Raw genomic sequence first — 24,199 nt, 5'->3', positions numbered from 1 at the left:
GGTGCGACGTAACAAAGCCGAGCGCACGTGCGGGTAGACATCGGTGGGGTCGGACCCCATCAAGGTGCGTATTGGGGGCTGGAAGGACCTGATGGGCATAGCGGTATCCAGGCGAGTGGCGAGCGCCCAGCGGCGCCCTGTCCGGCCAGCGAGTATAACGACGCAGGGATGGCCGTCTCAACCAGAGGCGGCCACAAGGTCAGCAGCCCAGCAGCCCTTTGTCATCAACTGTTCAGCGAGGCGAAGCCATGACCGACAAGATCGAAAAGACGGATGCCGAATGGCGCGAACAGCTCAGCGCCGAGCAATACCGGGTGTTGCGCGAGCACGGCACCGAGCCGGCCTTCACCGGTGCCTATTTCGACACCAAGACCCCTGGGCGTTATCACTGCGCGGCCTGCGCGGCCGAGCTGTTCGGCTCCGAGGAGAAGTTTGACTCCGGCACCGGCTGGCCGAGTTTCTACGCACCACTCGCCGAGTTCGCAGTCGAGACCCAGACCGATGGCAGCCACGGCATGCGCCGCACCGAGGCCCACTGCGCTCGCTGCGGCTCGCACCTCGGGCATGTGTTTCCGGATGGCCCGAAACCGACCGGCTTGCGCTATTGCATCAACTCGGTGTCATTGGCGTTCGAGCCGGAGGCCTAGGTGTTAGTCAGGGTCTTACTGGTCGGCGCACTGCTCTGGTTCTCCGGTCTCGCGACCAGCCTGGCTGGACCGGTCGAGGAGGTGCTAGCCTTGCCGGAGGCGAGCCTGGTGCTCAGCGATGGGCAGCGCCTGCTGATCGCCGAGCAGCCCGATCGGCCGCTGGTGCCGGCTTCCACCATGAAGCTGGTCATTGCCCTAGCCGCGATCGAGCGCTGGGGACTGGATCATCGTTTCGAGACGCGCTTCTACATGGGGCCTGATGACCGGCTCTGGGTGCGCGGGGGCGGTGATCCCTATCTGGTCTCGGAGGAATTGGATCGCGTCGTTGCTGCCCTGAAGGCGGCCGGCGTGCGTTCCGTGAAGGGGATCGGGCTGGATGCCGAACTGTTCGGAACGCAAGTGCTGATCCCCGGGCGCTCGTCGAGCAACAATCCCTATGACGCGCCAGTGACCGCGCTCGCAGTCAATTTCAATACCGTCAGCCTGCTGGTCGCGGGTGGGCGTATCCAGAGCGCCGAGTCGCAGACACCGCTCACCCCGACCGCGCAACGGCTTGGACGCGGGCTCGGGGACGGCAAGCATCGGGTCAATCTGGTCGATGGCGAGACCGCGCTTGCACACTTCGGCGAGGTCCTGAAGGCGAAGCTGCAACAGGGTGGTATCCGCGTCGAGGGACTGCCCGCGCCTGGAGTGGTGCCAACCTCGGCGAGGCTGATCCATACCCATCGCAACCAGCTGACGCTTGAGCAAGTGATCAGGAACATGCTCAAGTACTCGACGAATTTCGTCGCCAATGACCTGTTCCTGCTGCTCGGCGAGCGCGAGGGGCGGGCGCGCATGGCCGACGCTCAGCGGACAGTGGAGCAGTGGGCGCGGCAGACCTTCGGTTGGCGTGCGTTTCGCATCGAAGACGGCGCGGGCCTCTCGCGCGGCAACCGGCTCAGTGGACGACAGATGCTCGATGTGCTAGAGCGCCTGCGACCCTATCGCGCGCTGCTGCCACAGCAGGATAACGACCCCGATGTGCGCGCGAAGACCGGCACGCTGCGGGGTGTCAGCACCTATGCTGGCTTCGTTCGTCGTGGGCGCGATTGGCTGCCCTTCAGCCTGATGATCAGTCAGCCAGTGGCCTATGGCTTGCGCCTCCAGGTCGCGAGTGCATTGGCGCGGGGCCAGGGGCTGGCTAGAGACTGATCTGGGGGTGGGCTCAGGGCTGCCGATGTCCTGCTTCGGTTTGCGCTCGGGGCTAGGCTCGTCTAAGGTGACTGGAACATCCTCGCTCGTGCCTGTTCTGGCGCGGGCCGCCATGCACCTCAATCCGAACCCATCTTGGAGATATCCTATGTCTGAAGCAAAAAGCGGCGATACCGTCAAAGTCCATTACACCGGCACCTTGTCCGATGGCACCGAATTCGATTCCTCGCGTGGCCAAGAGCCGCTCGAGTTCACCCTCGGGCAGGGGCAGATGATCAGCGGCTTCGAGGAGGCGGTGGTCGGCATGGCCCTCGGCGAGAATAAGACCGTCACGCTCGCCTCCGAAGAGGCCTATGGTGAGCGCAACGAGGCCATGGTGCAGGAGGTGCCGCGCAGTGCCATCCCGCCGGAGATCGAACTCACCGAGGGCCTGCTACTGCAGGCACAGGGACCGGACGGCGAGACGCTGCGCTTCACCGTGGCCGATTTCAACGAGGAGGCGGTCACGGTTGACGGCAATCATCCCCTCGCTGGCCGTGATCTGACCTTCCAGCTCGAACTGGTGCAGATCGCCTAAGTCGGTCGACACCAAGGCGCTCAACGGCGCGGGGCAGGGCCGAGCGATCGCTGCGGCCCGCCCCCGGGCGATGCGCGCCGTCCCTGGCCGCGCCTGCGGGCAGGGACTTACTGGTGCGGGTTCTCCGCACCCTGCTGCTGCATCTTTTGCATCTGCTCTTGCATTTGGCGCTGCATCTCGTCGAAGAACGCGGTCGCCTCTTCCTTGGTCGCAAAGCCGTCGCCATCGGCGTCCATGCGTTGGAAGGAGTCAATGGTCGGCTGCTCGAATTCTTCCAGGCTCACTTGGCCGTCGTCGTCCTGATCGAGGTTCTTGACGAAGGTCTCGCCAGGGTCCGGCATACCGCGCTCTTTCATCGCCTCGAGCATTTCGGCCGGAACCTGCTCGTTGAACGCGGTACCGGCTTCCTCGACGCTGATGAAGCCGTCGCCATCGGTATCGGTCTCGGTGAAGCGCGGCTTCTGCGGTGCGAGCGCCTCCTCGAGGCTGACCTTGCCGTCGCCGTCGCTGTCGAGCTGCTGAATGAAGGCGTCGGCGGGCTTGGCCTCGGTCCCGGCAGGCGCGGCCTCTTGGGCGAGGGCGCTGCCAGTAACGAAGGTTCCGGCAATCGCGAGGGCAAGGATCGACGTAGCTCTCTGCATGATCTGGCTCCGTGGGTGATGAATTGAGCGTGCGGACTCTCGGCCAGCGATGATCAAGCGATAGGCAAGCCACCGTTGTGCCGAGCTGGCGACAGGGTAGTGGTCCTGAGGCGTACTGGCAAATGTAGGGTTCAATGACGGGCGGCAAGCCAGTATGCTGGGGGTTTTTCGCTCGCGGCTGGTGATCCCCGCCGATCGGGCCTTGGGTGCTTCTTGCTATGGCTGATTCTGTCTCGACGCCGACCCGGACCAATTTCATCCGTCAGATCGTCCAGGATGATCTGGCGAGCGGTCAACAAGCCCGCGTGATCACACGCTTTCCGCCCGAGCCGAACGGCTATCTGCACATCGGCCACGCCAAGTCGATCGTGCTCAACTTCGGCTTGGCCGAGGACTTGGGCGGGGTCTGCAACCTGCGCTTCGACGATACCAATCCGGGCAAGGAAAGCCCGGAGTTCGTCGCGGCGATCAAGGCCGATGTGCACTGGCTCGGCTTCGATTGGGGCGGGCAGGCACGCTTTGCCTCGGACTATTTCGAGCAGCTCTATGATTTTGCGCTCGAGCTGATCGAGAAAGGTCTGGCCTATGTCTGCGACCTCTCCGGCGAGGAGACGCGCGCCTATCGCGGCACCCTGACCGAGCCGGGGCGCGACAGCCCGTACCGCAACCGCAGTGTCGACGAGAATCTGGATCTGTTCCGCCGCATGCGCGCCGGCGAGTTTCCGGACGGCGCCCGCACTCTGCGCGCGAAGATCGACATGGCGGCGCCGAACATCAATCTGCGCGATCCGGTGCTCTATCGCATCCGCCACGGCGTGATCCATCATCAGACCGGCAGCGAGTGGTGCCTGTACCCGACCTACGACTACACGCATCCGATCTCGGATGCGCTGGAAGGCATCACCCATTCGCTGTGCACGCTGGAGTTCGAGGACCACCGCCCGCTCTACGACTGGTGCGTGGCCAATGTCTCTGTGCCCTGCCAGCCGCGCCAGATCGAGTTCAGCCGGCTCAATCTCGAGTACACGGTGATGAGCAAACGGCTGCTGACGCAACTGGTCTCGGAACGGATCGTTGCCGGCTGGGATGATCCGCGTATGCCGACCATCGCCGGGCTGCGGCGGCGCGGCTTCACGGCCGGCGCGGTGCGCGGCTTCTGCGAGCGCATTGGCGTGACCAAGGCCGATAACCTGGTCGAGATGGGCGTGCTCGAGAGTGCGATTCGCGACGAGCTTGATGCCAGCGCGCCGCGCGCGATGGCGGTGCTCGATCCGCTGCGAGTCGTGCTGACCAACCTGCCGGCTGACGCGCCGGCGGCGGTAGAGGCACGCAATCACCCGAAGGACGAGGCGGTGGGATCGCGCGCGGTGCCGCTGGGTTCGGTGCTCTTCATCGACCGCAGCGATTTCGAGGAAACGCCGCCGAAGGGTTTCAAACGCTTGATCCCCGAGGGTGAGGTGCGATTGCGTAACGCCTATGTGATCCGTTGTGACGAAGTGGTCAAGGATGCCGATGGGGCGGTAACCGAACTGCGTTGCTCGGTGGACCCCGATACCCTCGGCAAGAATCCGGAGGGGCGCAAGGTCAAGGGGGTGATCCATTGGGTCGCGGCTGAGACGGCGGTCCGCGCCGAGGTGCGGCTCTATGACCGTTTGTTCACCGTTCCCCAGCCTGGCGCTGGCGATCGCGACTTTCGCGAGGATTTGAATCCCGACTCATTGCGCACCCTCAGTGGCGCGATGCTCGAGCCAAGCCTCGCCAAGGCGGAGCCGGGCACGCGCTTCCAGTTCGAGCGCGAGGGGTATTTCGTCGTCGATCCAGACTCGACGCCCGAGCGTCCAGTCTTTAATCGCACGGTGACCCTGCGTGATACCTGGGCAAAGGTGCAGGGGAGCAGCAAGGGCAAGGCGCAAGCGGTTTTAACACGGGGCAGGGGCGCCTCCGGAGGTGGCGCATGAATCCGGTGCCGCAGCCACCACTGGAACTGCCGGGCGCCGGCATTGGCTGGTTCGAGCGCACGCTGCTCGGAGCGGGCATCCGCGCGGCGGATGGCTTCATCGGCAAGGACCGGCTGACGCAGATGTTTCGCCAGGAGGCCGAGCGCACGATCGCGGTAGCGCGCGGCCTGAGCGAGGCGCAGGGGCGTGAGCGGGTGCGGATCGAGCGCTTCATCGGCATCGAGGACAGTAGCCGCGACTGGTCGGTGTACATGACGCTCGAGCATCTGGTGATCGTCAACACCGCCATCGCCGCGATCTTGCCCCAGCTCTACTCCGGCCGCGTGGTCGGCACCCAGGTCAAGATCGAAGAGGTCAAGCCGGTGCCGGAGGCCGGTCCAGAGCAGATCGACGACCTGGCCACCCTGGTCGAGCGCTACACCGACATCGTTGACAAACTGGGCAATCTGCGCGCTGGAGCCAGGCTGCCGCATCCCTGGTTCGGCTCGCTCTCGGCGGCGCAGTGGCACGCGCTCGCGACCATTCACAACAGCACCCATCGGCGTCAGATCGAGCGTATCAAGCAGGCGTTGAGCTGAGCGGCTAGCGAGTGGAGTCGTGACGATGCACAACCACAAGGCGAAACCAACCGCGCCGGAGTCGGAGCGTGAGCTTGAGCTACTGCGCGGTGCCGATGATCTGCTCACCGATTTCGATCGTGGCGTCACGGTGTTCAATGAGTTCGTCCAGGGTTGCCGCAGCCTGCGCGATCTGGGGCGCAGCGTGACGGTCTTTGGCTCGGCGCGTTTCCCTGAAGGCCATCGCTGGTATCGGTTGGCGCAGGCGATTGGCGCCGAGCTGGCGCGAGCCGGCTGCACGGTGATCACCGGCGGCGGCCCAGGCCTCATGGAGGCCGCCAATCGCGGTGCTCAAGAGGCAGGCGGCATGAGCGTTGGCTGCAATATCTGCTTGCCGCATGAGCAACATTCGAATCCCTACCTTGATCGGGTGCTGACCTTCGACTACTTCTTCGTGCGCAAGGTCATGCTGCTTAAATATTCTTCGGGCTTCATCTTCCTGCCTGGCGGTTTTGGCACCCTGGACGAGCTGTTCGAGACCCTGACGCTAATGCAGACCGGTAAGGTCGAGGCCTTCCCGTGCGTGGCCGCTGGCAGGGCGTTCTGGCAACCGATGGTCGATGCGGTGATGACGCAGCTCTACGACGCCGGCACGGTAGCGCCGGGCGAGGTCGAGGTCAGCCTGCTCGATGATCCGGCCGAGATCGTCGCCCATCTGCTCGTGAACCAGGCGGTGACACAGCCTAGACCTTGGTCTGAGGAGGAGCCTTCTCAGAGGCCTTATCCTGGCAACGGCAGTTGATCGACGCGCACCAGAAGCTGAGCTTGCGACCTGCTCAGTGTTTTCATGCATTTCAGCCGTTGTGTCTATGACGAAGCGGTCAACTGCCGTTTCTAGCTTGATCAGAATGACTGGGCAGCGCGTTTAAGAGACTGACTTGGATCGGGTCGAGTGCACTCGGTTAGGGCCTCTTAGGGGCGAATCTCAATGGGCGTGCCGTCGGCGACGGCGCGCCAGACGATCTCCATCGGCCCGTTGCGCAGCGCGATGCAGCCGTGGCTGTGGTCGCGGTATTGATTGAACCAGCCGAGCCAGCCTTGGCCGTTGACCTGGCCGTGAATCATGATCAGCCCGCCCGGATTATCGCCACGGGCGGCGGCTGCGGCGCGGTCGGACTCGTCGGGATAAGAGACATGCAGTGACTTAAAGCAGCAGCTATCCGGGTTGCGCCAGTCCAATCGGTAGCGGCCCTCGGGTGTGCGGCCATCGCCCTCGCGCTGCTTGTGGCCGATGGGATTGAAGCCGAGGCTGATGCGCCACTGGCGATAGACCGCACCATCCCGGACCAAGGACAGCCTGCGGGCGCCTTTCTCGACCAGAACCAGATCGGCCTTGGGTGGATCGGCGCCGAACAGATCGACGAGCAAGGATGGTAGCTGATATTCGAAGCGATGCACGGCGAGGATGATGAGCGAAAGCAGGATTAGGAGCCAGCCGGTCCAACGCAGGCCGGTGCCCGGTTGGGGGTTGCTCGGTTGGGTGTTACCTGGCTCAGCCATGCGGTCTCTTGAGGTGGCATTCTTGTGCATCGAAGTTGTGGCTCAGAGCGATCGTCTTGCAACATCGGGTGGACGGCTCATAACCATGGGCTCCTCAGGTTCGAGTGAGAGCGAACAGCGGTGGTGCTTGGCGTGCTGGCTTGCCATTGAGGTCGGCGAAGCGCTCGTCGCGCGCGGATCGGCGCTGGAGCCAGCCAGCGCGGGGATCAGCCTAAGACCTACCACTGCCCTTAACCTGTTCATAAGCAGCCAGTGCCTCGGCGCGGCTTTCCTTCAGGTCGACGATCGGAGTCGGATAATTGCGGCCAAGGCGGAGGCCGCATTGGGCCAATAGACTCGCTGGGGTCTGCCAAGGCTGGTGGAGTAGCTTGTCAGGCAGCTTGGCCAGCTCCGGGCACCAGCGCCGCACATAGCGCCCGTTTGCGTCAAAGCGTTCGCCTTGGCGCACTGGGTTGAAGATGCGGAAATAGGGCGCGGCATCGGCGCCGCAGCCGGCGCTCCATTGCCAACCCTGGGTATTATTGGCGAGATCGGCGTCGACTAGCGTATCCCAGAACCAGCGCGCGCCCTCTTGCCAGGGCAGGCGTAGGTTCTTGGTCAGCAGTGAGGCGACGATCATCCGCACCCGGTTGTGCATCCAGCCGGTGTGCCAGAGTTCTCGCATACCGGCATCGACGATAGGGATGCCGGTGCGCCCGCGCTGCCAGGCCTTGAGCAGGGGCTCGGTGTCGCCGCTGCGCCAGGGGAAGTCGGCGAAGCGTGGATTGAGTGGCTCGCTTGGGGTCTGCGGGAAATGATAGAGCAGTTGGTGACTGAACTCGCGCCAGCCCAGTTCGCGCAGATAAGGCTCGGCGATGGCCTGGTCGGCGAACACTGAATCAGAGCCGGAGCTGGGGCCGGAACCAGAGCCAAGGTGGGCCTCGCGAATCCGGGCCAGGATCTGGCGCGGGCCGATCTCGCCGAAGTGCAGATGCGGCGAGAGCCTGGAGGTACCAGGCTCCGCCGGCCAGTCGCGGGCCTCGTGATAGGAGCAAATCGCGTCGATGAAGAAGCGCTCGAGCGCCTGCCACGCGCCGGCCTCGCCCGGCTGCCAAGCCTCGCGCAGACCCTGATCCCAGGGGGTGCTCGGCTGCAGCGCGAGTGCCTCGACAGCGAGCCCGTCGATCTCATTTGGAACCGGCGGCAAGGTCTCCGGTGGCGCGGTTGGTGGCGCGTCTAGTGCTGCGGCTGGTGCTGGCGCGGACATTTCCGCGATCTCCGCGCGCTCCGCGAGCTGCGGTCCGAGTCGGCGCCAATAGGGAGTAAACACGCGGTAGGGATCACCACCGCCGGTCTTCAGTGCCCAAGGCTCGCTGAGCAGTGCCGCGTTGTGGCTCGCGCAGTCAATCCCGCCGGCGCGCAAGGCCTGTTTGATCCGACTGTCGCGAGCGATGAGCGCCGGCTCGTAGCAGCGGTTCCAATGCACTTGGGAGGCGCCGGTCTCTGCGATCAAGGCGCGCAGGGTCGCCAGGCTTTCGCCCCGGCGGATGATCAGCCGGCTACCGAGGCGCTGCAGATGCTTGCTGAGCGCGCACAGGCTCTGGTGCAGCCACCAGCAGGAAGCCACACCCGGTTGCCACGGTGCCTCTTCGTCGGGCGCATGGAAATAGACCGGAATCACGCGTTCGCAGCGAGCGAGCGCCGCCGCGAGGGCAGGATTGTCGCCAAGCCGCAGATCGCGACGCAGCCAGACGAGGGCTGTGGTGGGCATGGTGTCTGTGGTGTGCTTCGGGCTGCTTGCTCAAGATGACCGATTATCTCAGACTCAGCGCAAGAGGATTGACCCACAGCAAGTGATTCAACCTGATGAACGAACTCCGCGATCATAACGGCATCGATGCCGCCACCAGAGAAGCGGTTCAGCGCTTCATGGGCCGTGCTAAGGCCTCGCAGACGCTACCAGGCGTCGTGGTGGGCGCGGTGCTGTTCGGCAGCCGCGCACGCGGGGAGCAACGGCCCGACAGCGACGCTGATGTCGCGGTGTTGCTGGCAGGCGAGCACGCTTGCCGGGTCGATGTTGCGCTGCATCTGGCCGATATCGCCTTCGACGTGATGCTGGAAACGGGCCTCCTGGTCGAGGCCATCCCTTTCTGGCAGGACGAGTGGGCGCATCCGGAACGCTTTTCGAACCCGGCGCTGCTTGAGCACATCCACCATGAAGGGCTTCCCCTGTGACGCCGGAGCGTTACCTCGCCAAAGCGGATCGGGCGCTCGATTCTGCTTGGCTGTTGCTGGCGGATGGCGACATCGAAGGTGCCTGCAACCGCGCTTACTACGCCATGTTCGATGCCGCGCAGGGTGCGCGCTCCTCCTCTCCAGTGCCGCTGCGCACCCCGCAGAGACCCGCACGCACAGTGGGCTGATCGGCGCCTTCGGCAAGCATCTGGTGAAGACCGGACGCATCCCGGCCGATCTTGGCCGCGCGCTGAACCAGGTGGAGCGCATGCGTCTGCTTGCCGACTATACTGGCGAGGAGATCGATCCGGATCGAGCGCGCTGGGTCGTCGAGCGGGCCGCCGCATTCCTCTGCGCCATCAAGGACGCCTTCGGCCCTGACTAGCACTGTTCACCCTGGTGGACACAACAGCGGGCTTGCGTGCGGTCAGCCATGCCCAATCAACTCATCAATATGCACCGCGACGCTGCGCCCGAGCGCCGACATGCTATAGCCGCCTTCGAGACAAGAGACGATGCGCTCATGCGCATGGCGAACCGCGATCTCGCGCAGCTGGGCGGTGATCCAGGCATAGTCCGGCTCACGCAGCATGAAATGCGCCATATCATCCTCGGCATGACCATCGAAGCCAGCGGAGATCATGATCAACTCCGGTGCAAAGGCCTCCAGTCGCGGCAGACAGTGCTCCTCCATCGCGGCGCGGAAGGCCTCGCCGTTGGTGCGGGAGGGCAGGGGCAGGTTGATCACGTTCGGCGCTGTGGGACCAGCGCCGGAGCCGGGGTAGAACGGATGCTGGAAGCTGGAGCAGAACAACACCCGCTCATCGCCGGCGAAGATGTCCTCGGTGCCGTTGCCGTGGTGGACGTCGAAGTCGACGATGGCGATGCGTGAGAGTCCATGCTCGTTCATCGCGTGCGCGGCGCCGACGGCGACATTGTTGAAGAAACAAAAGCCCATCGAACGCGCACGTTCGGCATGATGACCGGGCGGGCGCACCGCGCAGAAGGCGGCGTGATGACGGTCGCTCATCACCAGATCGACCGCCAGGATCGCGCTCCCGGCCGCGTGCAGTGCCGCGCTCAGCGAGCCGCTGCACATGGCGGTATCGCCATCCACCCAGACCAGCACATCATCGACGCTCGGCGCGGCCTCGAACAGGGCGTCGACGTAAGCCGGCTCATGCACCGCCAAGAGTTGCTCACGACTGGCCTTGGGCGCGTCATAATGGGTCACCAGCATCTCCATGCCGGAGGCGATCATGCGATCCGAGATCGCGTGCAGGCGTTCCGGCACCTCGACATGGTGCGCGCCCATCTTGTGCTCGAGGCAGTCTTGGTGAGAGATAAAGGCCAGATTCATGGGGCGCTTACTCAGGTGCTCGGGACGGTAGTCCGAAAGCTTAATCGCTTTGTCATCTTTTTGCTTTGTTACCCGATTCGCCCCAGGAGGGGCCAGCCGATGCGACTCTCCGATGTCGACCAGCTTTTCGTTCCCGATGCGGTCGCGGTCTTTGGTGCCAGTGATCGCGAGGGCTCGGTCGGCGCCATGGTCTATCGCAATGTCCTCGCCGGCGGCTTCAAGGGCCCCTGCTATCCGATCAATCCGAAGTATGAAACGGTCGATGGTCAGCCCTGCTGGAAGGATCTGGCCGCGCTCAACAAGCACGTCGATCTCGCGCTGATCGCAACCCCGGCCGAGGCGGTGCCGGGGGTCTTGGATCAATGCGGCGAGTTTGGGGTGCGTGCCGCAGTGGTGCATTCGGCTGGTTTCTCCGAACAGGGTGATCGCGGTAGCGCGCTGCAGGATCGGCTGGTCGAAGCGGCGCGGCGTAATCGGATTCGGGTGCTGGGGCCGAATTGTCTGGGCGTGATGCGGCCCTCGCACGGACTCAATGCGACCTTTGGCAATGACCTGCCGCGCTCGGGCAACGTGGCCCTCGTCTCGCAATCCGGGGCGGTCTGCGCGGCGATGCTGGATCGCTCCGGGCCGCGTCGGCTGGGTTTTTCGGCGGTGGTCTCGCTTGGCGCGGCGGCCGATGTCGATTTCGGCGATGTGCTCGATTATTTGGCGCTCGATCCGCAGACCCAGAGCATCCTGCTCTATGTCGAGGGGGTACGCGATGCCCGTCGCTTCATGAGCGGTCTGCGCGCGGCGGCGCGGCTGAAGCCGGTGGTCGTGGTCAAGACCGGTCGGCATCCGGCCGGCTCGCGCGCGGCGCGTTCGCACACCGGGGCTTGGGTCGGCTCGTCCGAGGTGTTTCGCGCGGTGCTCCAGCGTGGTGGCGCGGTGCAGGTCGAGCGGCTGGCGCAGTTGTTCGCGGCGGCGCAGGTGTTCGGTGCGGGCCGGCGTCTGGCCGGCAATCGCATCGCTGTGGTCACCAATGGTGGCGGCCCCGGCGTGTTGGCGGCGGATCGGGCCGTCGACCACGGGTTGATCTTGTCCGAGCTGAGTGAGGCCACGCGCGCGAAGCTTGAGGAGACGCTGCCGGACCACTGGTCGCACGGCAACCCCGTCGATGTGATGGGTGATGGCTCGGCGCAGCGTTATCGTGATGCGCTCGAGGCTTGCCTGGCTGACGAGGGTGTTGATGGTGTGATCGCCTTGATGGCCCCCTTGGCGACCAGTGATCCGACCACTGTGGCGACTCAGGTGATCGAGGTCGCGAAGAAAACGCGTAAGCCTGTGCTGACCTGCTGGATGGGCGAGAGCCGCGTGGCCGAGGCGCAGGCGCTCTTCGCCGAACACGGTGTACCGCATTTCGAGTCGCCCGAGGTGGCGGTGGATGCGATGTCGTTCCTCGCCGAGCAGCGCCGCAATCGGATGCTGCTGATGCAGTCACCGGGGCCGCTGTCGCAGCAGCTCGGGCCGGATATCGAGGGCGCGCGGCTGATCATCGAAGGCGTGATGGCCGAGGGCCGCAAGGTGCTCGGCACCATCGAGGCCAAGGCGGTGCTCTCGGCATTCCGCATCAACAGCACCCAGGCGGTGCTGGCGCGCTCGCCGAACGAGGCGCTGATCGCCGCCGAGTCGCTCGGTTTTCCGGTGGTGATGAAGATCAACTCGCCGGATATCCGCTATAAGTCCGATGTCGACGGCGTGCGACTAGGATTGAATGACGCGCAGAGCATTCGCCGCGCCTATACCGAGCTGACAGAACGCGCGCAAAAGCTGCGGCCACAGGCGCAGATCCAGGGCGTGACGGTCGAGCACATGGTGCCGACCCGCGCCGCGCGCGAGCTGATGGTCAAGGTGGTGCGCGATCCGATCTTCGGCCCGGTGATCAGCTTCGGTGCCGGTGGCACCGACATGCAGGTGCTCGAGGATAAAGCGCTCGGCCTGCCGCCGCTGAATGCCTTCATCATCCAGACCATGATCGAGCACACGCGGGTGGCACGGCTGATGGGTGCCTACAGCAACATGCCGCCGATGAACCGGCAGGCGCTCTCACGCATCCTGCAGCGGGTCTCGGAGATGGTCTGCGAGCTGCCGGAGATCATCGAGTTGGAGATCAACCCCTTGATCGGCAATGATCTGGACGTGATAGCCGTCGATGCCCGCGTCCAGGTCGATTACCGCCCGCCGCAGATGCCGGTCTATGGGCACATGGCCATCCATCCCTACCCGCAGCATCTGATCGAGCAGGTGCCGCTGCCGGATGGCACCGATCTGACCATCCGCCCGATCCGCCCCGAGGACGCGCAAATGGAGCAGGACTTCGTACGCAATCTCTCGGACCAGACCAAGTATTTTCGCTTTATGCAGACCATCAAGGAACTGTCGCCGGAGATGCTGGTGCGTTTTACCCAGATCGACTATGACCGCGAGATGGCGCTGATTGGGGTGATTCGAGCGCCTGACACCGGGGGCGGGGGACAAGAACAAGAGGTTGGTGTCGCGCGCTATATGGCGCATCCGGGCGGCGATACCTGCGAGTTCGCGATCGTGGTCGCGGATGCCTGCCGGCGGCGCGGGATTGGCGCCCGGTTGATGCGCTCGTTGATGCAAAACGCGCGCAACAAGGGGCTGCGGATCATGGAGGGGGAGGTCTTGAGTGCGAATGCGCGGATGCTGGCGCTGGTCAAATCGCTCGGCTTTCGAGTCGAAACCGATCGCAATGATCCGACCGTGAAGCTGGTCTCGAAGGTATTGTGAGGCGTCCTTGCCTCTCGGTCCATTGGGTGCGATTCAAGCTTGGGAGAGAGCCGGCGCTCGGCCGGCCTAGGCGCGGATCTGTCCGGCCCGCTCGGAAATGGCGCGCTTGAGCGCATCGGAGCGCGCGTCGATCCAGTTATCGAGGGGGATGACCTTGGCCAGGCCGAGGTTATTGAGGCGTTTGCGCGGCTGCTCATGGAGCCCGGAGAGATAGACCCGGCAGCCATGAGCGAGCGCCCCGCGCAGCACCTCTTCGACCGCGAGCGAGGTGGTCACGCCGAGATGCGGAACATCCGTCATATCGATCACCAATGAGCGCGCCTCGATCAGCTCGTGCTGTTGACGGGTCACGGCCTTGGCGGCGCCAAAGATCAGCGGTCCGCTGAGGCAGAGCATGACGACACCGTTGCTTGGATCGCGCAGGATGCGTTCTTCCTCGGGATTGGCATTGGGGCAGCTCAAACCGTCCTCGGTATGCGGTAACCCGAGCACGCGCACGCCTTCCGATTGCAGATCGGCCAGCCGGCGGATGGTCAGCACGTTAGCCACGAACAGGCCGATGCCGACGGCGGTGATCAGGTCGACGAAGACCGTCATGGCGATGACGCCGTACATGATCAGCGCGCCGCGAATCGAGACCCTATGCGCGCGTCGCAGAAAGCTCCAGTCGATGATGTCGAGGCCGACCTTGATCGCGATACCGGCCAGCACGGCCTTTGGGATCGGTTCCACCAAGCCGCTGGCCCCGAACACCACGACCGCGAGGATCACCGCTCTGGTCAAACCGGAGAGTGCGGTATGCGCGCCGGCCTGAATGTTGACCACGGTGCCCATGGTGGCGCCAGCGCCTGGCAAGCCGCCGAACAGGCCGGACGCCATGTTGCCGAGGCCTTGTCCCATCAGCTCCTTGTCTGAGTTGTGCTGGGTGCGGGTCAAGCTGTCGGCGATCACCGAGGTGAGCAAGGCGTCGATGGAGCCCAGCAAGGCCAGCACCAAGGCATTGATGATGATGGTCTGCCATTGACCCGTACTGAAGGTGGGCATCTGGATCGAGGGCAGTCCGCCGGGCACGGCACCGATGGCGCGATAGGGATCGCCCTCGAACAGGGTTGGCAGCAGATAGACCGCCACCAGGGTGCCGGCGATCAGCGCCAGGAGCTGCGGCGGGATGATCCGCCCGAAGCGCTTCGGCATCAGCAACAGGATCGCGAGCGACAGCAGGCCGAGCGCCGCCTCGGCGGGGTTGACCTCGGCGATGAGTGAGGGCAGTGCCGTCAACGCTCCAAGGACACCGCCGGCCGGGGGCTGGTGGCCGAGCAGCGCTGGCAGTTGAATGATGATCAGGATAAAGCCGATGCCCGACATGAAGCCGGAGATCACCGTGTAGGGCATCATGGTGACGTAACGCCCGAGCTTGAGCAGGCCGAACGTCAACTGGAACAGGCCGGTGAGCATGACGGTCGTGAACGCCATCGCCATGCCTTGTTCCGGGTTGGCCGCCATCATGGTGGCGATGACGGCGGTGAAGACTACAGTCATCGGCCCGGTCGGCTCCGAGATCAGCGTGGGCGTGCCGCCGAACAGCGCTGCGAACAGGCCGATGAGCACGGCACCATAGAGGCCGGCCTCGGCGCCGGCGCCGGAGGCGACGCCGAAGGCAAGCGCCATCGGCAGCGCGATCACGGCCGCAGTCACGCCACCGAAGAGGTCGCCCTTGAGGTTTCCGAGATTGATTTGATTGAAGATGCGCATGGGTCTCCGCTTTCCCTCACGGCATAGGTGTTATTTGGGCTCCTAGGGTAAGGGCTCGCAGGCGGGAACCGAAATCGAAAACCTGGATCGATACCATAGAGAGTTCGGCGTTATACTCTCCGCCGCTTGCAATCTCGTCTTATTGCCGTTCGTTGTCATTTGGATGTCTCCTGTATGCGCTGGTCCGAGTCTTTGTTCGCCTTGCCGATGTTGGCTTCGCTGCTGACCATGGGGCCCGCGAGCGCGCAGCCTAGCGCCGATGCTTGGCGCTTGCGCCTCGAGTCCGGCGCCCTGCACCGTTGGCAGACCGACATCGACGCCGGCGGCGAGGTCGATGTGGATGCCTGGTCGGTGCGGTTTGGGGCGGATCGCGCGGTGGCGCCCGACCTGCGCTTGGGGCTGTCGCTGGGCTATGACGAGCGCGATTATCGTTTTCACGGCTCGACGGGCTTTGGTGGCTTGGATCCTTGGTCCGATGTGCGCGACCTGCGCCTGAGCGGCAGCCTGAACTGGAAGGCCAGTGAGCGCTGGAACCTCTTTGCGGTGCCAACGATCCGCTGGTTCGCCGAGGAGGGCGCTGATCTGGACGATGGCCAGACTGCCGGCCTGCTCGCCGCAGCGAGCTATCGGGTCAATGAGCGCCTCAGCATCGGCCCCGGCTTTGGGGTCTTTTCCGCGCTTGAGGATGAGACCGATTGGTTCCCGATCCTCGCCATCGACTGGAAGCTCACCGAGACCTTGGCGCTGCGCACTGGGGGTGGCTTCGCCGCGACCCAGGGGCCGGGGCTGGTGCTGGACTGGCACCCCTCGGATCGCTGGGCGCTGAAGCTCGGTGCGCGTTACGAGAAGGCGCGCTTTCGGCTCGACGACAGGGGCATTGCTGTGGGCGGCATCGGGCAGGAGACCTCGGTGCCGGTCTATCTCGGCGCGACTCGCCGCTTTGGCGGACAACTGAGCCTGAGCGTGATTGCTGGTGTGGAGTTTGCCGGCGAGCTGCGGCTTGAGGACGCCGACGGTGGCCTCATCGATAAAACCAACTACGATCCGGCGCCTTTTGGGGGCGCGACGCTCGATCTTCGTTTTTAATCGCACGAGCCATGACGGAACGTTTCTAATGACGAACGAACATGACTGTGAGCGCTGCGGTCTTCCGCAGTCACCACGTCAGGAGTCCGGGCGACTTTTCATCTGGCCGCCGCTCGGGCACACCAAGCAGAAGCTGCGCGCCGCGTTGAAGGCCAACGCCCTCGCGAGCACCGAGACCCCGGATCAAACGGGCCTGATCATCCCCGTCGGCGGCGAGCGCCATGCCGCCTTGGCGACCCTGCTCGCTGAGCAGACGACCCGGGCCGAGGCGCGTGACAGCCGAGCCCTGTTCATGGCCGGAGAGGGGGAGCCTGGCTTCGCGCAGTTGGGGCAGGTCGAGAGCCTCGAGACCTACATCGCGCGTGGACGCGGCGCTTGGCTGCAAGACATGCTGCACGCGCGGCGCGTCACGACCCACTTCCAGCCGATCTTCCATGTCGCCGAGCCCGATCGGGTCTTCGCCCATGAATGTCTGCTGCGCGGGATCGACGATCAAGGGGCCCCAGTGCCCCCTGGCCTGATGTTCGAACTCGCCGCGCAAGCCGATCTGGTCTTTCCGTTGGATCGCCTGGCACGCATCACCGCCGTACAGAATGCCGCAGCGCATGGAATCAGCAGCCAGATCTTCATCAATTTCACCCCGGCTGCGGTCTATGACCCGATGAACTGTCTGCGCACCACCGTTGCCGCCGTTGAGAAGGCCGGGCTGGAGCGTGAGCGCATCGTCTTCGAGGTCATCGAGACCGAGCGGATCAGCGATCCCGATCATCTGGCGAACGTGCTTCGCTATTACCGCGATGCCGGTTTCAGGGTCGCGCTCGATGACCTTGGGGGCGGCTACGCCGGGCTCGGTCTGCTGCCCAGCCTGCGCCCCGACTTCGTCAAGCTCGATCGCTCCTTGGTCGACGGAGTGGGTCAAAATCGCGTGCAGGCGATCATCATCGAGCGCGTGACCCAGATGGCGCATGATCTCGGCATCGAGGTGGTGGCCGAGGGTGTGGAGCAGGCCGAGGATCTGGCTTGGCTGCAGGGGCACGCGGTCGACTATGTCCAAGGTTTTCTATTGGCTCGGCCAGCACCGGAGCCGTATGCCGCGCCTTGAGCCGAGCGCGTTTGTTTGCGCCACCTTCGATGATTGTCCTCAGCGACTGCTGTCGCGCATCTCGGCCAAGGGGCCGATGAGGCGTGCTGGCAGCTGCGGCAGGGCGCTGATGAGCGAGACCAGCACGGCGGCCGCATAGGGGATCGCCTGCACCAGCAGCACCGCAGCCCAGACCCGCACATCGATCATAAAGGCGTCCGGGCGCTGCAGCACCGCGAAGGCGCCGAGTAGAAAGGCGCTCATGAGCAACGCCTCCTCACGCGCATCAACCAGCGCGCGGAGCACTGCCGCCGAGGACGCGAGTTTTGGCGTGCGGAAAAACCCGAGCTTGCCAGAGATCACGCCGGCCCAGGACGCGCGCGCAATGGTATGCGAGAGCGCGAGTCCGGCCAGGCCGGCGGCGAGGGCTTGGCGCCAGGTGGCATCCACGCGGCGCCGATAGAGCACCAGGCTCTTGATCATCTTGAAGCCAAACAGCACCAGCGGCACCAGCGCAATGCTCATATAGGGCGGGGTTATCTGCTCCGGAACCGCGACCATGGCGACGGTCCAGGCGAGCGCGGCGAAGTTGAACAGCAGATTGAAGCCATCGGCGAACCAGGGCAGCCAGCCAGAGAGGAAGTGCCAGCGCTGGCCGCTACTGAGTCGGGTGCGGCGCAGGCCGAGCAATTCGCGGCGATGCGCGATCAAGACCCGCACCGCCCCATAGGCCCAGCGGAAGCGTTGTTTCTTGAAGTCGGCGAAGGTGTCCGGGATCAGCCCACGGCCGTAGGTCGCCGGGATGTAGAGGGCCTTGTGGCCTTGCTCGAACAGCCTGAGCCCAAGCTCGGCATCCTCGGTGATGCACCATTCGGACCAGCCGCCGACAGCCACCAGCGAGTCGCGCCGGATCATGGTCATGGTGCCGTGCTGAATGATCGCGTTGCGCTCGTTGCGGGTGACCATGCCGATGTGGAAAAAGCCACGGTATTCGGCCAGGCACATGGCCTTAAATGCGTTTTCATCGCCGTCGCGATAATCCTGCGGGGCTTGAACGATGGCGACCTCCTCGTCGAAGAAAGCCGGGATGAGATCGCGTAGCCAGTTTCGGCTCACCAGATAATCGGCGTCGATCACAGCGACGATGCCGGCCTTGGGATCGGTCTCGCGCAGCGCGAAATTCAGTGCGCCGGCCTTGAAGCCGGCGAGCGGGCTGACATGGAAAAAACGAAAACGCTGGCCATTGGAGTACCCCCTCAACAACAGACGCCGATTGAGCTGCGCGCAGTGCGCGCGGACCGGCTCCCAGACTGCTGGATCCTTGGTGTTGTTGTCGATGACCAAGACCTCGAAGCGCGGGTAATCCAAGGCCGCGAGTGCATTGAGGGTCTCGATCAGCAAGGCCGGTGGCTCGTTGTAGGCGGGGACGTGCAGCGAGACCATCGGTAGCCACGCGTCTGGAACCTCAAGGCGCGGAAAGGCGCGGCGCCAGCGCTTGAGCCAGAGCGATTCCGCCCATTCATGTGCCTCGGCGGAAAGCAGCACCAAGACCCCGAGGCCGCCAATCAGCAAGAGCACGCCGACTGCGGTCGTCAGTGGCGTCATGTACTGCCGCGTGTACTCATAGACCAGCAGCACAGCTGCGGTCGAGACGGCATAGGTGATCAGCGCCAGGAAGCCCTTGCCCGAGGATGAGAGGGTCGCGCTATCGCGATAGAGCAGCAGCAGTAAGAGCACGGCCATGCCGACCGAGAGGGCGGCGAGTTCATGCCAATTCGGGATTCGGACCACTGGCTGGGCGAGGGTGAGCTTGGGCTCGCGCTCGATATCGTAGACGCCCCAATAGGCGCCGATGGCGCCCTCAATCTTGACCTTCCAGGGTTGATCGAAGGCCTCCATCACGTAATAGACGGTACCTTCTTTCTCTGCGCGGGCCAGCATGCGGCGCAGGAATCGGGTCTGATTGGCCTGTGAAGGCTCGGCACCGCGGTTGCGTCGCCCATGACTCGGCCAGCCGATCTCGCCGATGATCACCTCCTTGTCCGGAAATGCCTGCTGTACCTCGTGAAGCCTTCTGAAGGCGTAGTCGACGGCCTTGTCGATTGGTAGCCCCTCCCAGTACGGCAGCAAATGGATAGCGATGAAATCGACATGCTCAGCCAGCTCTGGATGTTTGAGCCAGATGTGCCAGGGCTCGGCGGTGCTGACCGGGATCTCGGTGAGACGGCGAATGCGATCGAGATCCTGGGTCAGCTCGGCGACCTCGACGTCTTCGCGCAGGATCGCCTCATTGCCGACGAAGACGCGCACGATATTGCGATGCGGCTCGCGCAGAATGTCAATCAGGCGCTCGAGTTCGACCCCATTAGCTTCGGCGTCGGGCCCGATCCAGGCACCGAGCGAGACATTGAGCCCCCGCAGGGCGGCGAGCTGCGGTACTTGGCCGAGCGGGCCATCAACGGAGTAGGTCCGGATGGCGTGGGCCTCGTCTTGTAGCAAGGCGAGGTCTTCATCGATCTCGGCGAGTGATGGATAGATGCGGCGTCCAGGATCTTGGTCGGCGCGCATCGGTTGGAACGAATAGCCTTGGATGCGGGTCGGCCAGGGCGGCTCAACCGAGGGGCGGTTCATCATCGCCCAGAGCGCGATGGTGAGGCCGGCGATGAGGATGGGAATGACGATGGACAGTGAGCGATGCATCGCCTGGGTCTCGCGCAGTGGCTGATCGGACACCAACGGTCTCAGCAGCCCGCTACTGCCCGTGATGCCTGCGGATCGGTGGATTGATGCACCTGCTGACCGGTCGCAGTCAAAGCGGCCAGGGCATAGAGCCGTGCCTCGCTGGGGGAGAGTTGCCAACCATCGACCGATCGCAGCGGCGCCGTGGCGTATTCATCCTGGATCAACGCGATCAGGGCCTGCCGGAGCGCAAGGCTGTCAGTGGGCACTTGGCCCTGGCGTGCGTTGAGCGCGGCCGATAGCTGATCGACGAGCCGGTTCGTATCCTGCTCCTGCGGATGCTCGGCGAGATAGCGCTGGCCGAGCCAGCCGGCTGCGTTCGGGTCGCTCAATGCTTTCAACAGGGCGCCTGGGTTGAGGCGCTGAGGCGTGCCAGCGCTGACGCCAAGGCGGGCGCTGCTGCCAGCGCTCGCCGGGGCTGCCGAGGGAGACAACGCAGCGGCGTCTGCCCTCGGCGAGGCGGCGACGAGCCCGAGCGCGACGCCGATGAAGGTCCGGCGGTCGAGTGTCGCGAGCGAACCGACCGTGCCTCTGGGTGCTGGCTTGGGCTGTATACTCATGCCGATTGTTGCTCGAGATGGTCGGCGAGCCGATAGGCGAGCGCCAGGATGTTCAACGTCGGGTTCGCCGAGCCGCTGGTCGGGAACAGCGAGGAGCCGGCGATGTAGAGGTTGTCGATGGCGTGAACCCGGCAATGGCGATCGACGACCCCGTGCTTGGGATCATCGCTCATTCGCGTCGTGCCCATGTGATGGCTGCCACCCGAGACCCGGGGTTCCCAGCGGCCATCGTCCGGCAGCCGTGGGCGCATGCGACCGATGCCGGTGGCGCCAAGCTCGCGGCCAAGCGCATGGATGTTGGCGAGCAGGCTGCGCCGATCCTGCTCGGTGAGGCGCCAGTCGAGCCGGGTTCGCCGCAGTCCCAAGGCATCGGTCTCGTCGCTGAGCGTCACGCGGCTGTCCGGGTTCGGCGCTTGCTCGCAGGCGCAGCCAATGCCCATGCGCACGCCGAGGCCGTTGCTTGGGGGCCGGTGGACGTTGAGATCGGTGCTGCGGTGGATACCGGCGCTGGTTGCCTCGGTCAGGAACGGCCGAGCCGCCGCGAGCATGTTGCGTGGCCCAGCGGCGCTCGAATCGGTAGTTGCCGCAGACTCGGGGCCGAGGGTCTCGATCACCGACATGGTGAAGGAGGCCGATAGCAGCCGTTCGCGGCGCAGAAAGTCGCCGCGCGGGATGTAGCAGACCCGCGCCCTGCGCCCATCGACGAGAACCTGTTCGCGGTAGATACGCGGCAGCCGCCCGAGATCGGCGATGACGATCTCGGCGAAGCCGCCGAGGTGCGGATGCTCCATGAAGCAGCGCCCGACCATGTCATTCTGGTTGCCGAGCCCGGTCGCCATGACATCATTTGAAAGCAGCAGCAACCGCGCGTTTTCGATGCCGCCGGCGGCGAGTACATAGCGCTTGGCATGCACCTGATGGCGGCGGCCGCTCAGGGTCTGAAGCTGGAGATAGTCGATCGCCCGTGCCGAGGGTAGGGCGCTGATCCTAGTCAGGTTGCTGTGCAGCAGGACGCGGATATTGTCCGCGCGCTCGAGTTCGCCGCGATAGCGCTCGCCAAATCGAGTCGGCGGGCTGAACTGGAAGAATCGCGTCATGAACCGGCCGGCGCGCCAGTCGACCATGGGCTCGCCAGTGGCCCGCGCCCAATAGTCACCGTTCTCATACTGCGCTGGTGCCGTCTCGACCGCCGTGCTGGCGGCCTCCCAATAGGGTGCCAGTGCCTCGCGCCCGAATGGCCAGCCGCTCAGCGGAATCCAGTCGCGCTGCTCGAAGTCGATTGGATCGAGCGGTCGACAATAGCCGCCCCAATGGCCCGAGGTGCCGCCAAAGTAGCGCAGTCGCGAACTGCTAAGCGGATACTCGATGCCGGGCGTCTCGCCTTGATACAAGTCTTGAGTGTCGGCGTCGAGGTTGAGACCGCCGGACTCGATCAGGCAGATGCTGGTTCTGGCATTGGCCAGCCGGCGGGCGAGGCTGATGCCGGCGGGGCCGGCGCCGATGATCGCGAGATCGGCGTCGATGCGGCTGTTGTCGTCAAGGCGGCGGGCGTCGATGAGCACGCGAGGATCAACTCCGGGGTTGGGCTCGTTGAGACTGTCGACCGGTCAGCTCGCGAGCGTCATTGGGGATTTTACTTCGGGACTTGGCCGAGAAGCGACGCCAAGGGCTTGGACGCATCAGCGGCGCAATCGGCGACGGGGCATCGCTCGACCGTGACCGAGCGACCGCAGGCGGCGGCGCGAGCGCTGCTAAGAGTAGCGCATAAGCCCTGCCAGTCGCGCGGAATTCTGCTGCTCAGTTGGCCTCAATCAGCATCAGGCACGAAGCTCAGCACATTACCGTTGATGCAGTAGCGTTTGCCCGTGGGTGGCGGGCCATCGTCGAAGACATGCCCGAGGTGGATGCCGGAGCTGGCGCTACGCACCTCGGTGCGGCGCATGCCGTGAGAGTCATCCTCGTGATAGGTCAAGGCGCCTTCAACGGGATTGAAGAAGCTTGGCCAGCCGCTCTTGCTCTCGAACTTGGTATCGCTGCGAAACAGCGGTGCGCCGGTGATCGGGTCGACGAAGACACCGGGGCGCTTTTCATCCAGATGCGAGCCGCTGAAGGCGCGCTCGGTGCCTTGCTCGAAGGCGATGCGCTGCTGCTCGGGCGTCAGCACTTGGAAGCCGAGCCAGGTCCAGAAACGCTCCTTATCGCTCTTGTAGCCGGTGTAGCGCGAGACCTCCTTGCCGTTCTCGAACAGGACCATGGTTGGGGTCGCGAACAGCTCCTTCTCAAGCGACCAGCCTTCCGGCGGTCGCGGATTCAGCGTGGTGACGACAGGCACCTCTGAGGACCAGCCATCCAGCACCTCGGCGCGGAACTGCTGGCAGAAGGGGCAGTCCTCGGCCTCGAAGACGATCAGCTGGCGCTCGGCGTTAAGCGCCTTGGCGTCGAGCCGTGGCGATGGCTGAGGCCGCGCAGCCTGATCAGCTGGACCTGTAGCAGCACCTGGATAGGCGACCTGAGTGCCGCCGAGACCGCAGTAGCCATCCGGGTTCTTCACCAGATAGTCCTGATGATAGGTCTCGGCGCGATTGTAGTGGCGCAGCGGTGCGATCTCGGTAGTGATCGGGCCAAAACCGGCAGCGCTTAGCGCCTGCTGATAGGCGTCGCGGGTCTCAAGCGCGATGGCACGTTGCGCCTCGCTATTGAAATATATCGCGCTGCGGTAGTTGCTGCCGACATCATTGCCCTGGCGGTCGCCTTGGGTTGGGTTATGGTTCTCCCAGAAGCCGATCAACACCCGCTCGAGGCTGACCTGCTCGGGGTCGAAGGTCACCTTGATGACCTCGGCATGATTGCGCGCATCGCTTTTGCCGCGCTGGATGCGCTTCTCGAGGTTGAGCACCTCGCGATAGCTCGCGCGCTCGGCATCGCCGCCGGCGTAGCCGGATTCGACATCGAGCACGCCCGGGATCTCGGACATACGCTTCTCGGCGCCCCAGAAACAGCCCATGCCGAGGATGATGGACTCGGTTGCGGCCAGGGCCTGGAGAGGCAGGATGGCGAAGAGGACGGGGATCAGAAGACGGGAAAGTGAGCGCATGGGAGTGTGGCCTGATGGGGATTAAGCTGATGCTTAGGACCATCGTGAAGGTCAAGTTGTTTCATCGGTGGGCCAAAGCAGTGGCTCGACCTTGCGAGCGAGCCCGTCTCATCGGCGGCCCAACGCACCGCGCTTTCGTAGGCGTCGGGCAGGATCTCAAGCAGCTTGGGCTTGAGACTGGGGCTGTAGCGCAGGAGCCGTTCGATGCGCTTGCGCTGGTCGATCAAGGTGCGCTCCCAGCTCTTTGTCCGCTGACTCGGCTGATGCTCCCACTTGAGCAGATGAGCCAGGAGCACGGCGAGGTGGGTCGCCTTGAGCCAGCCCTTTTAAGGCATCTCGTTGCACACAAATCAGCTAAGTGTCCTGTAAGCTTTGGGCAAATTGTA

The 24,199-nt window shown here is 64.5% G+C and carries 22 protein-coding genes; 12 read left to right on the top strand and 10 right to left on the bottom strand.

Annotated elements, in window-relative coordinates:
- Nucleotides 1-248 precede the first annotated feature (248 nt).
- From msrB to AC54T3_RS03340, 3 genes are all read left to right on the top strand, one after another.
- Nucleotides 249-647, top strand: a complete 399-nt coding sequence (gene msrB / locus AC54T3_RS03350) for a peptide-methionine (R)-S-oxide reductase MsrB (protein WP_496622321.1) — start codon at nt 249-251, stop codon at nt 645-647.
- Nucleotides 648-1,841, top strand: a complete 1,194-nt coding sequence (locus AC54T3_RS03345) for a D-alanyl-D-alanine carboxypeptidase/D-alanyl-D-alanine-endopeptidase (protein WP_496622320.1) — start codon at nt 648-650, stop codon at nt 1,839-1,841.
- A gap of 148 nt (nt 1,842-1,989) precedes the next feature.
- The gene (locus AC54T3_RS03340; protein ID WP_496622318.1) at nt 1,990-2,418 is read left to right on the top strand and encodes an FKBP-type peptidyl-prolyl cis-trans isomerase; all 429 of its coding nucleotides are present in this window, start codon (nt 1,990-1,992) and stop codon (nt 2,416-2,418) included.
- 107 nt (nt 2,419-2,525) lie between these two features.
- On the opposite strand, the gene AC54T3_RS03335 is transcribed toward AC54T3_RS03340, so the two are convergent.
- Nucleotides 2,526-3,059, bottom strand: coding sequence for an EF-hand domain-containing protein (locus AC54T3_RS03335; RefSeq protein ID WP_496622316.1), 534 nt, complete (start codon nt 3,057-3,059; stop codon nt 2,526-2,528).
- A 218-nt stretch (nt 3,060-3,277) separates the two neighbouring features.
- On the opposite strand from AC54T3_RS03335, the gene AC54T3_RS03330 reads away from it, so the two are divergent.
- Genes AC54T3_RS03330 through AC54T3_RS03320 form a run of 3 tightly spaced genes read left to right on the top strand, consistent with a single transcriptional unit; the run spans nt 3,278 to nt 6,376 of the window.
- The gene (locus tag AC54T3_RS03330; protein WP_496622314.1) at nt 3,278-5,017 is read left to right on the top strand and encodes a glutamine--tRNA ligase/YqeY domain fusion protein; all 1,740 of its coding nucleotides are present in this window, start codon (nt 3,278-3,280) and stop codon (nt 5,015-5,017) included.
- A complete protein-coding gene (locus AC54T3_RS03325) occupies nt 5,014-5,595 on the top strand; it encodes a DinB family protein (RefSeq protein WP_496622312.1) in 582 nt (193 codons plus the stop codon). The genes AC54T3_RS03330 and AC54T3_RS03325 overlap by 4 nt, the downstream gene beginning before the upstream one ends.
- Before the next feature lie 25 nt (nt 5,596-5,620).
- Complete coding sequence (locus AC54T3_RS03320; protein WP_496622311.1) at nt 5,621-6,376, top strand: LOG family protein; 756 nt, start codon at nt 5,621-5,623, stop codon at nt 6,374-6,376.
- Between the two features lie 170 nt (nt 6,377-6,546).
- Here the strand turns inward: AC54T3_RS03320 and AC54T3_RS03315 are convergent, their stop codons facing one another.
- Together AC54T3_RS03315 and AC54T3_RS03310 are read right to left on the bottom strand one after the other, a co-directional pair.
- Entirely contained in the window at nt 6,547-7,134 is a 588-nt protein-coding gene (locus AC54T3_RS03315; protein ID WP_496622309.1) for a L,D-transpeptidase family protein, read from the bottom strand.
- A 211-nt stretch (nt 7,135-7,345) separates the two neighbouring features.
- Nucleotides 7,346-8,884, bottom strand: coding sequence for a cryptochrome/photolyase family protein (locus AC54T3_RS03310; protein WP_496622308.1), 1,539 nt, complete (start codon nt 8,882-8,884; stop codon nt 7,346-7,348).
- 95 nt (nt 8,885-8,979) lie between these two features.
- Between AC54T3_RS03310 and AC54T3_RS03305 the strand changes: the two genes are divergently transcribed.
- The 3 genes from AC54T3_RS03305 to AC54T3_RS03295 are packed head-to-tail and all read left to right on the top strand — an operon-like array spanning nt 8,980 to nt 9,733.
- Nucleotides 8,980-9,348 carry a nucleotidyltransferase domain-containing protein gene (locus tag AC54T3_RS03305; RefSeq protein ID WP_496622306.1) on the top strand — a complete coding sequence of 123 codons (369 nt, stop codon included), beginning with the start codon at nt 8,980-8,982 and terminating at the stop codon, nt 9,346-9,348.
- The gene (locus AC54T3_RS03300) at nt 9,345-9,536 is read left to right on the top strand and encodes a HEPN domain-containing protein (RefSeq protein ID WP_496622305.1); all 192 of its coding nucleotides are present in this window, start codon (nt 9,345-9,347) and stop codon (nt 9,534-9,536) included. Before AC54T3_RS03305 ends, AC54T3_RS03300 begins: the two co-directional genes overlap by 4 nt.
- A gap of 23 nt (nt 9,537-9,559) precedes the next feature.
- Entirely contained in the window at nt 9,560-9,733 is a 174-nt protein-coding gene (locus tag AC54T3_RS03295) for a hypothetical protein (RefSeq protein ID WP_496622304.1), read from the top strand.
- A gap of 42 nt (nt 9,734-9,775) precedes the next feature.
- On the opposite strand, the gene AC54T3_RS03290 is transcribed toward AC54T3_RS03295, so the two are convergent.
- A complete protein-coding gene (locus AC54T3_RS03290; RefSeq protein ID WP_496622303.1) occupies nt 9,776-10,708 on the bottom strand; it encodes a histone deacetylase family protein in 933 nt (310 codons plus the stop codon).
- 99 nt (nt 10,709-10,807) lie between these two features.
- Here AC54T3_RS03290 and AC54T3_RS03285 point away from each other — a divergent pair, with 99 nt between their 5' ends.
- On the top strand, nt 10,808-13,501 hold the full coding sequence (locus AC54T3_RS03285) for a bifunctional acetate--CoA ligase family protein/GNAT family N-acetyltransferase (protein ID WP_496622302.1): 2,694 nt from the start codon (nt 10,808-10,810) through the stop codon (nt 13,499-13,501).
- Between the two features lie 66 nt (nt 13,502-13,567).
- On the opposite strand, the gene AC54T3_RS03280 is transcribed toward AC54T3_RS03285, so the two are convergent.
- On the bottom strand, nt 13,568-15,253 hold the full coding sequence (locus tag AC54T3_RS03280; RefSeq protein WP_496622301.1) for a SulP family inorganic anion transporter: 1,686 nt from the start codon (nt 15,251-15,253) through the stop codon (nt 13,568-13,570).
- A gap of 174 nt (nt 15,254-15,427) precedes the next feature.
- On the opposite strand from AC54T3_RS03280, the gene AC54T3_RS03275 reads away from it, so the two are divergent.
- Together AC54T3_RS03275 and AC54T3_RS03270 are read left to right on the top strand one after the other, a co-directional pair.
- A complete protein-coding gene (locus AC54T3_RS03275) occupies nt 15,428-16,339 on the top strand; it encodes a hypothetical protein (RefSeq protein ID WP_496622299.1) in 912 nt (303 codons plus the stop codon).
- A gap of 28 nt (nt 16,340-16,367) precedes the next feature.
- Complete coding sequence (locus tag AC54T3_RS03270; RefSeq protein WP_496622297.1) at nt 16,368-17,441, top strand: EAL domain-containing protein; 1,074 nt, start codon at nt 16,368-16,370, stop codon at nt 17,439-17,441.
- A gap of 39 nt (nt 17,442-17,480) precedes the next feature.
- On the opposite strand, the gene AC54T3_RS03265 is transcribed toward AC54T3_RS03270, so the two are convergent.
- From AC54T3_RS03265 to AC54T3_RS03245, 5 genes are all read right to left on the bottom strand, one after another.
- A complete protein-coding gene (locus tag AC54T3_RS03265) occupies nt 17,481-20,153 on the bottom strand; it encodes a glycosyltransferase family 2 protein (protein WP_496622295.1) in 2,673 nt (890 codons plus the stop codon).
- An 8-nt stretch (nt 20,154-20,161) separates the two neighbouring features.
- On the bottom strand, nt 20,162-20,719 hold the full coding sequence (locus AC54T3_RS03260) for a hypothetical protein (protein WP_496622293.1): 558 nt from the start codon (nt 20,717-20,719) through the stop codon (nt 20,162-20,164).
- On the bottom strand, nt 20,716-22,281 hold the full coding sequence (locus AC54T3_RS03255; protein ID WP_496622292.1) for an FAD-dependent oxidoreductase: 1,566 nt from the start codon (nt 22,279-22,281) through the stop codon (nt 20,716-20,718). Before AC54T3_RS03255 ends, AC54T3_RS03260 begins: the two co-directional genes overlap by 4 nt.
- A 245-nt stretch (nt 22,282-22,526) precedes the next feature.
- The gene (gene msrA / locus AC54T3_RS03250; protein WP_496622290.1) at nt 22,527-23,813 is read right to left on the bottom strand and encodes a peptide-methionine (S)-S-oxide reductase MsrA; all 1,287 of its coding nucleotides are present in this window, start codon (nt 23,811-23,813) and stop codon (nt 22,527-22,529) included.
- Nucleotides 23,789-24,109 (bottom strand): DUF29 domain-containing protein, encoded by a 321-nt coding sequence (locus tag AC54T3_RS03245; protein ID WP_496622288.1) that lies wholly within the window; start codon nt 24,107-24,109, stop codon nt 23,789-23,791. Before AC54T3_RS03245 ends, msrA begins: the two co-directional genes overlap by 25 nt.
- Nucleotides 24,110-24,199: the final 90 nt, after the last annotated feature.

The sequence above is a fragment of the Halochromatium sp. NSM3 genome, assembly GCF_059621085.1.
Note: the sequence above shows the minus strand (reverse complement) of the source record. Positions and strands in the feature narration are given on the sequence as shown.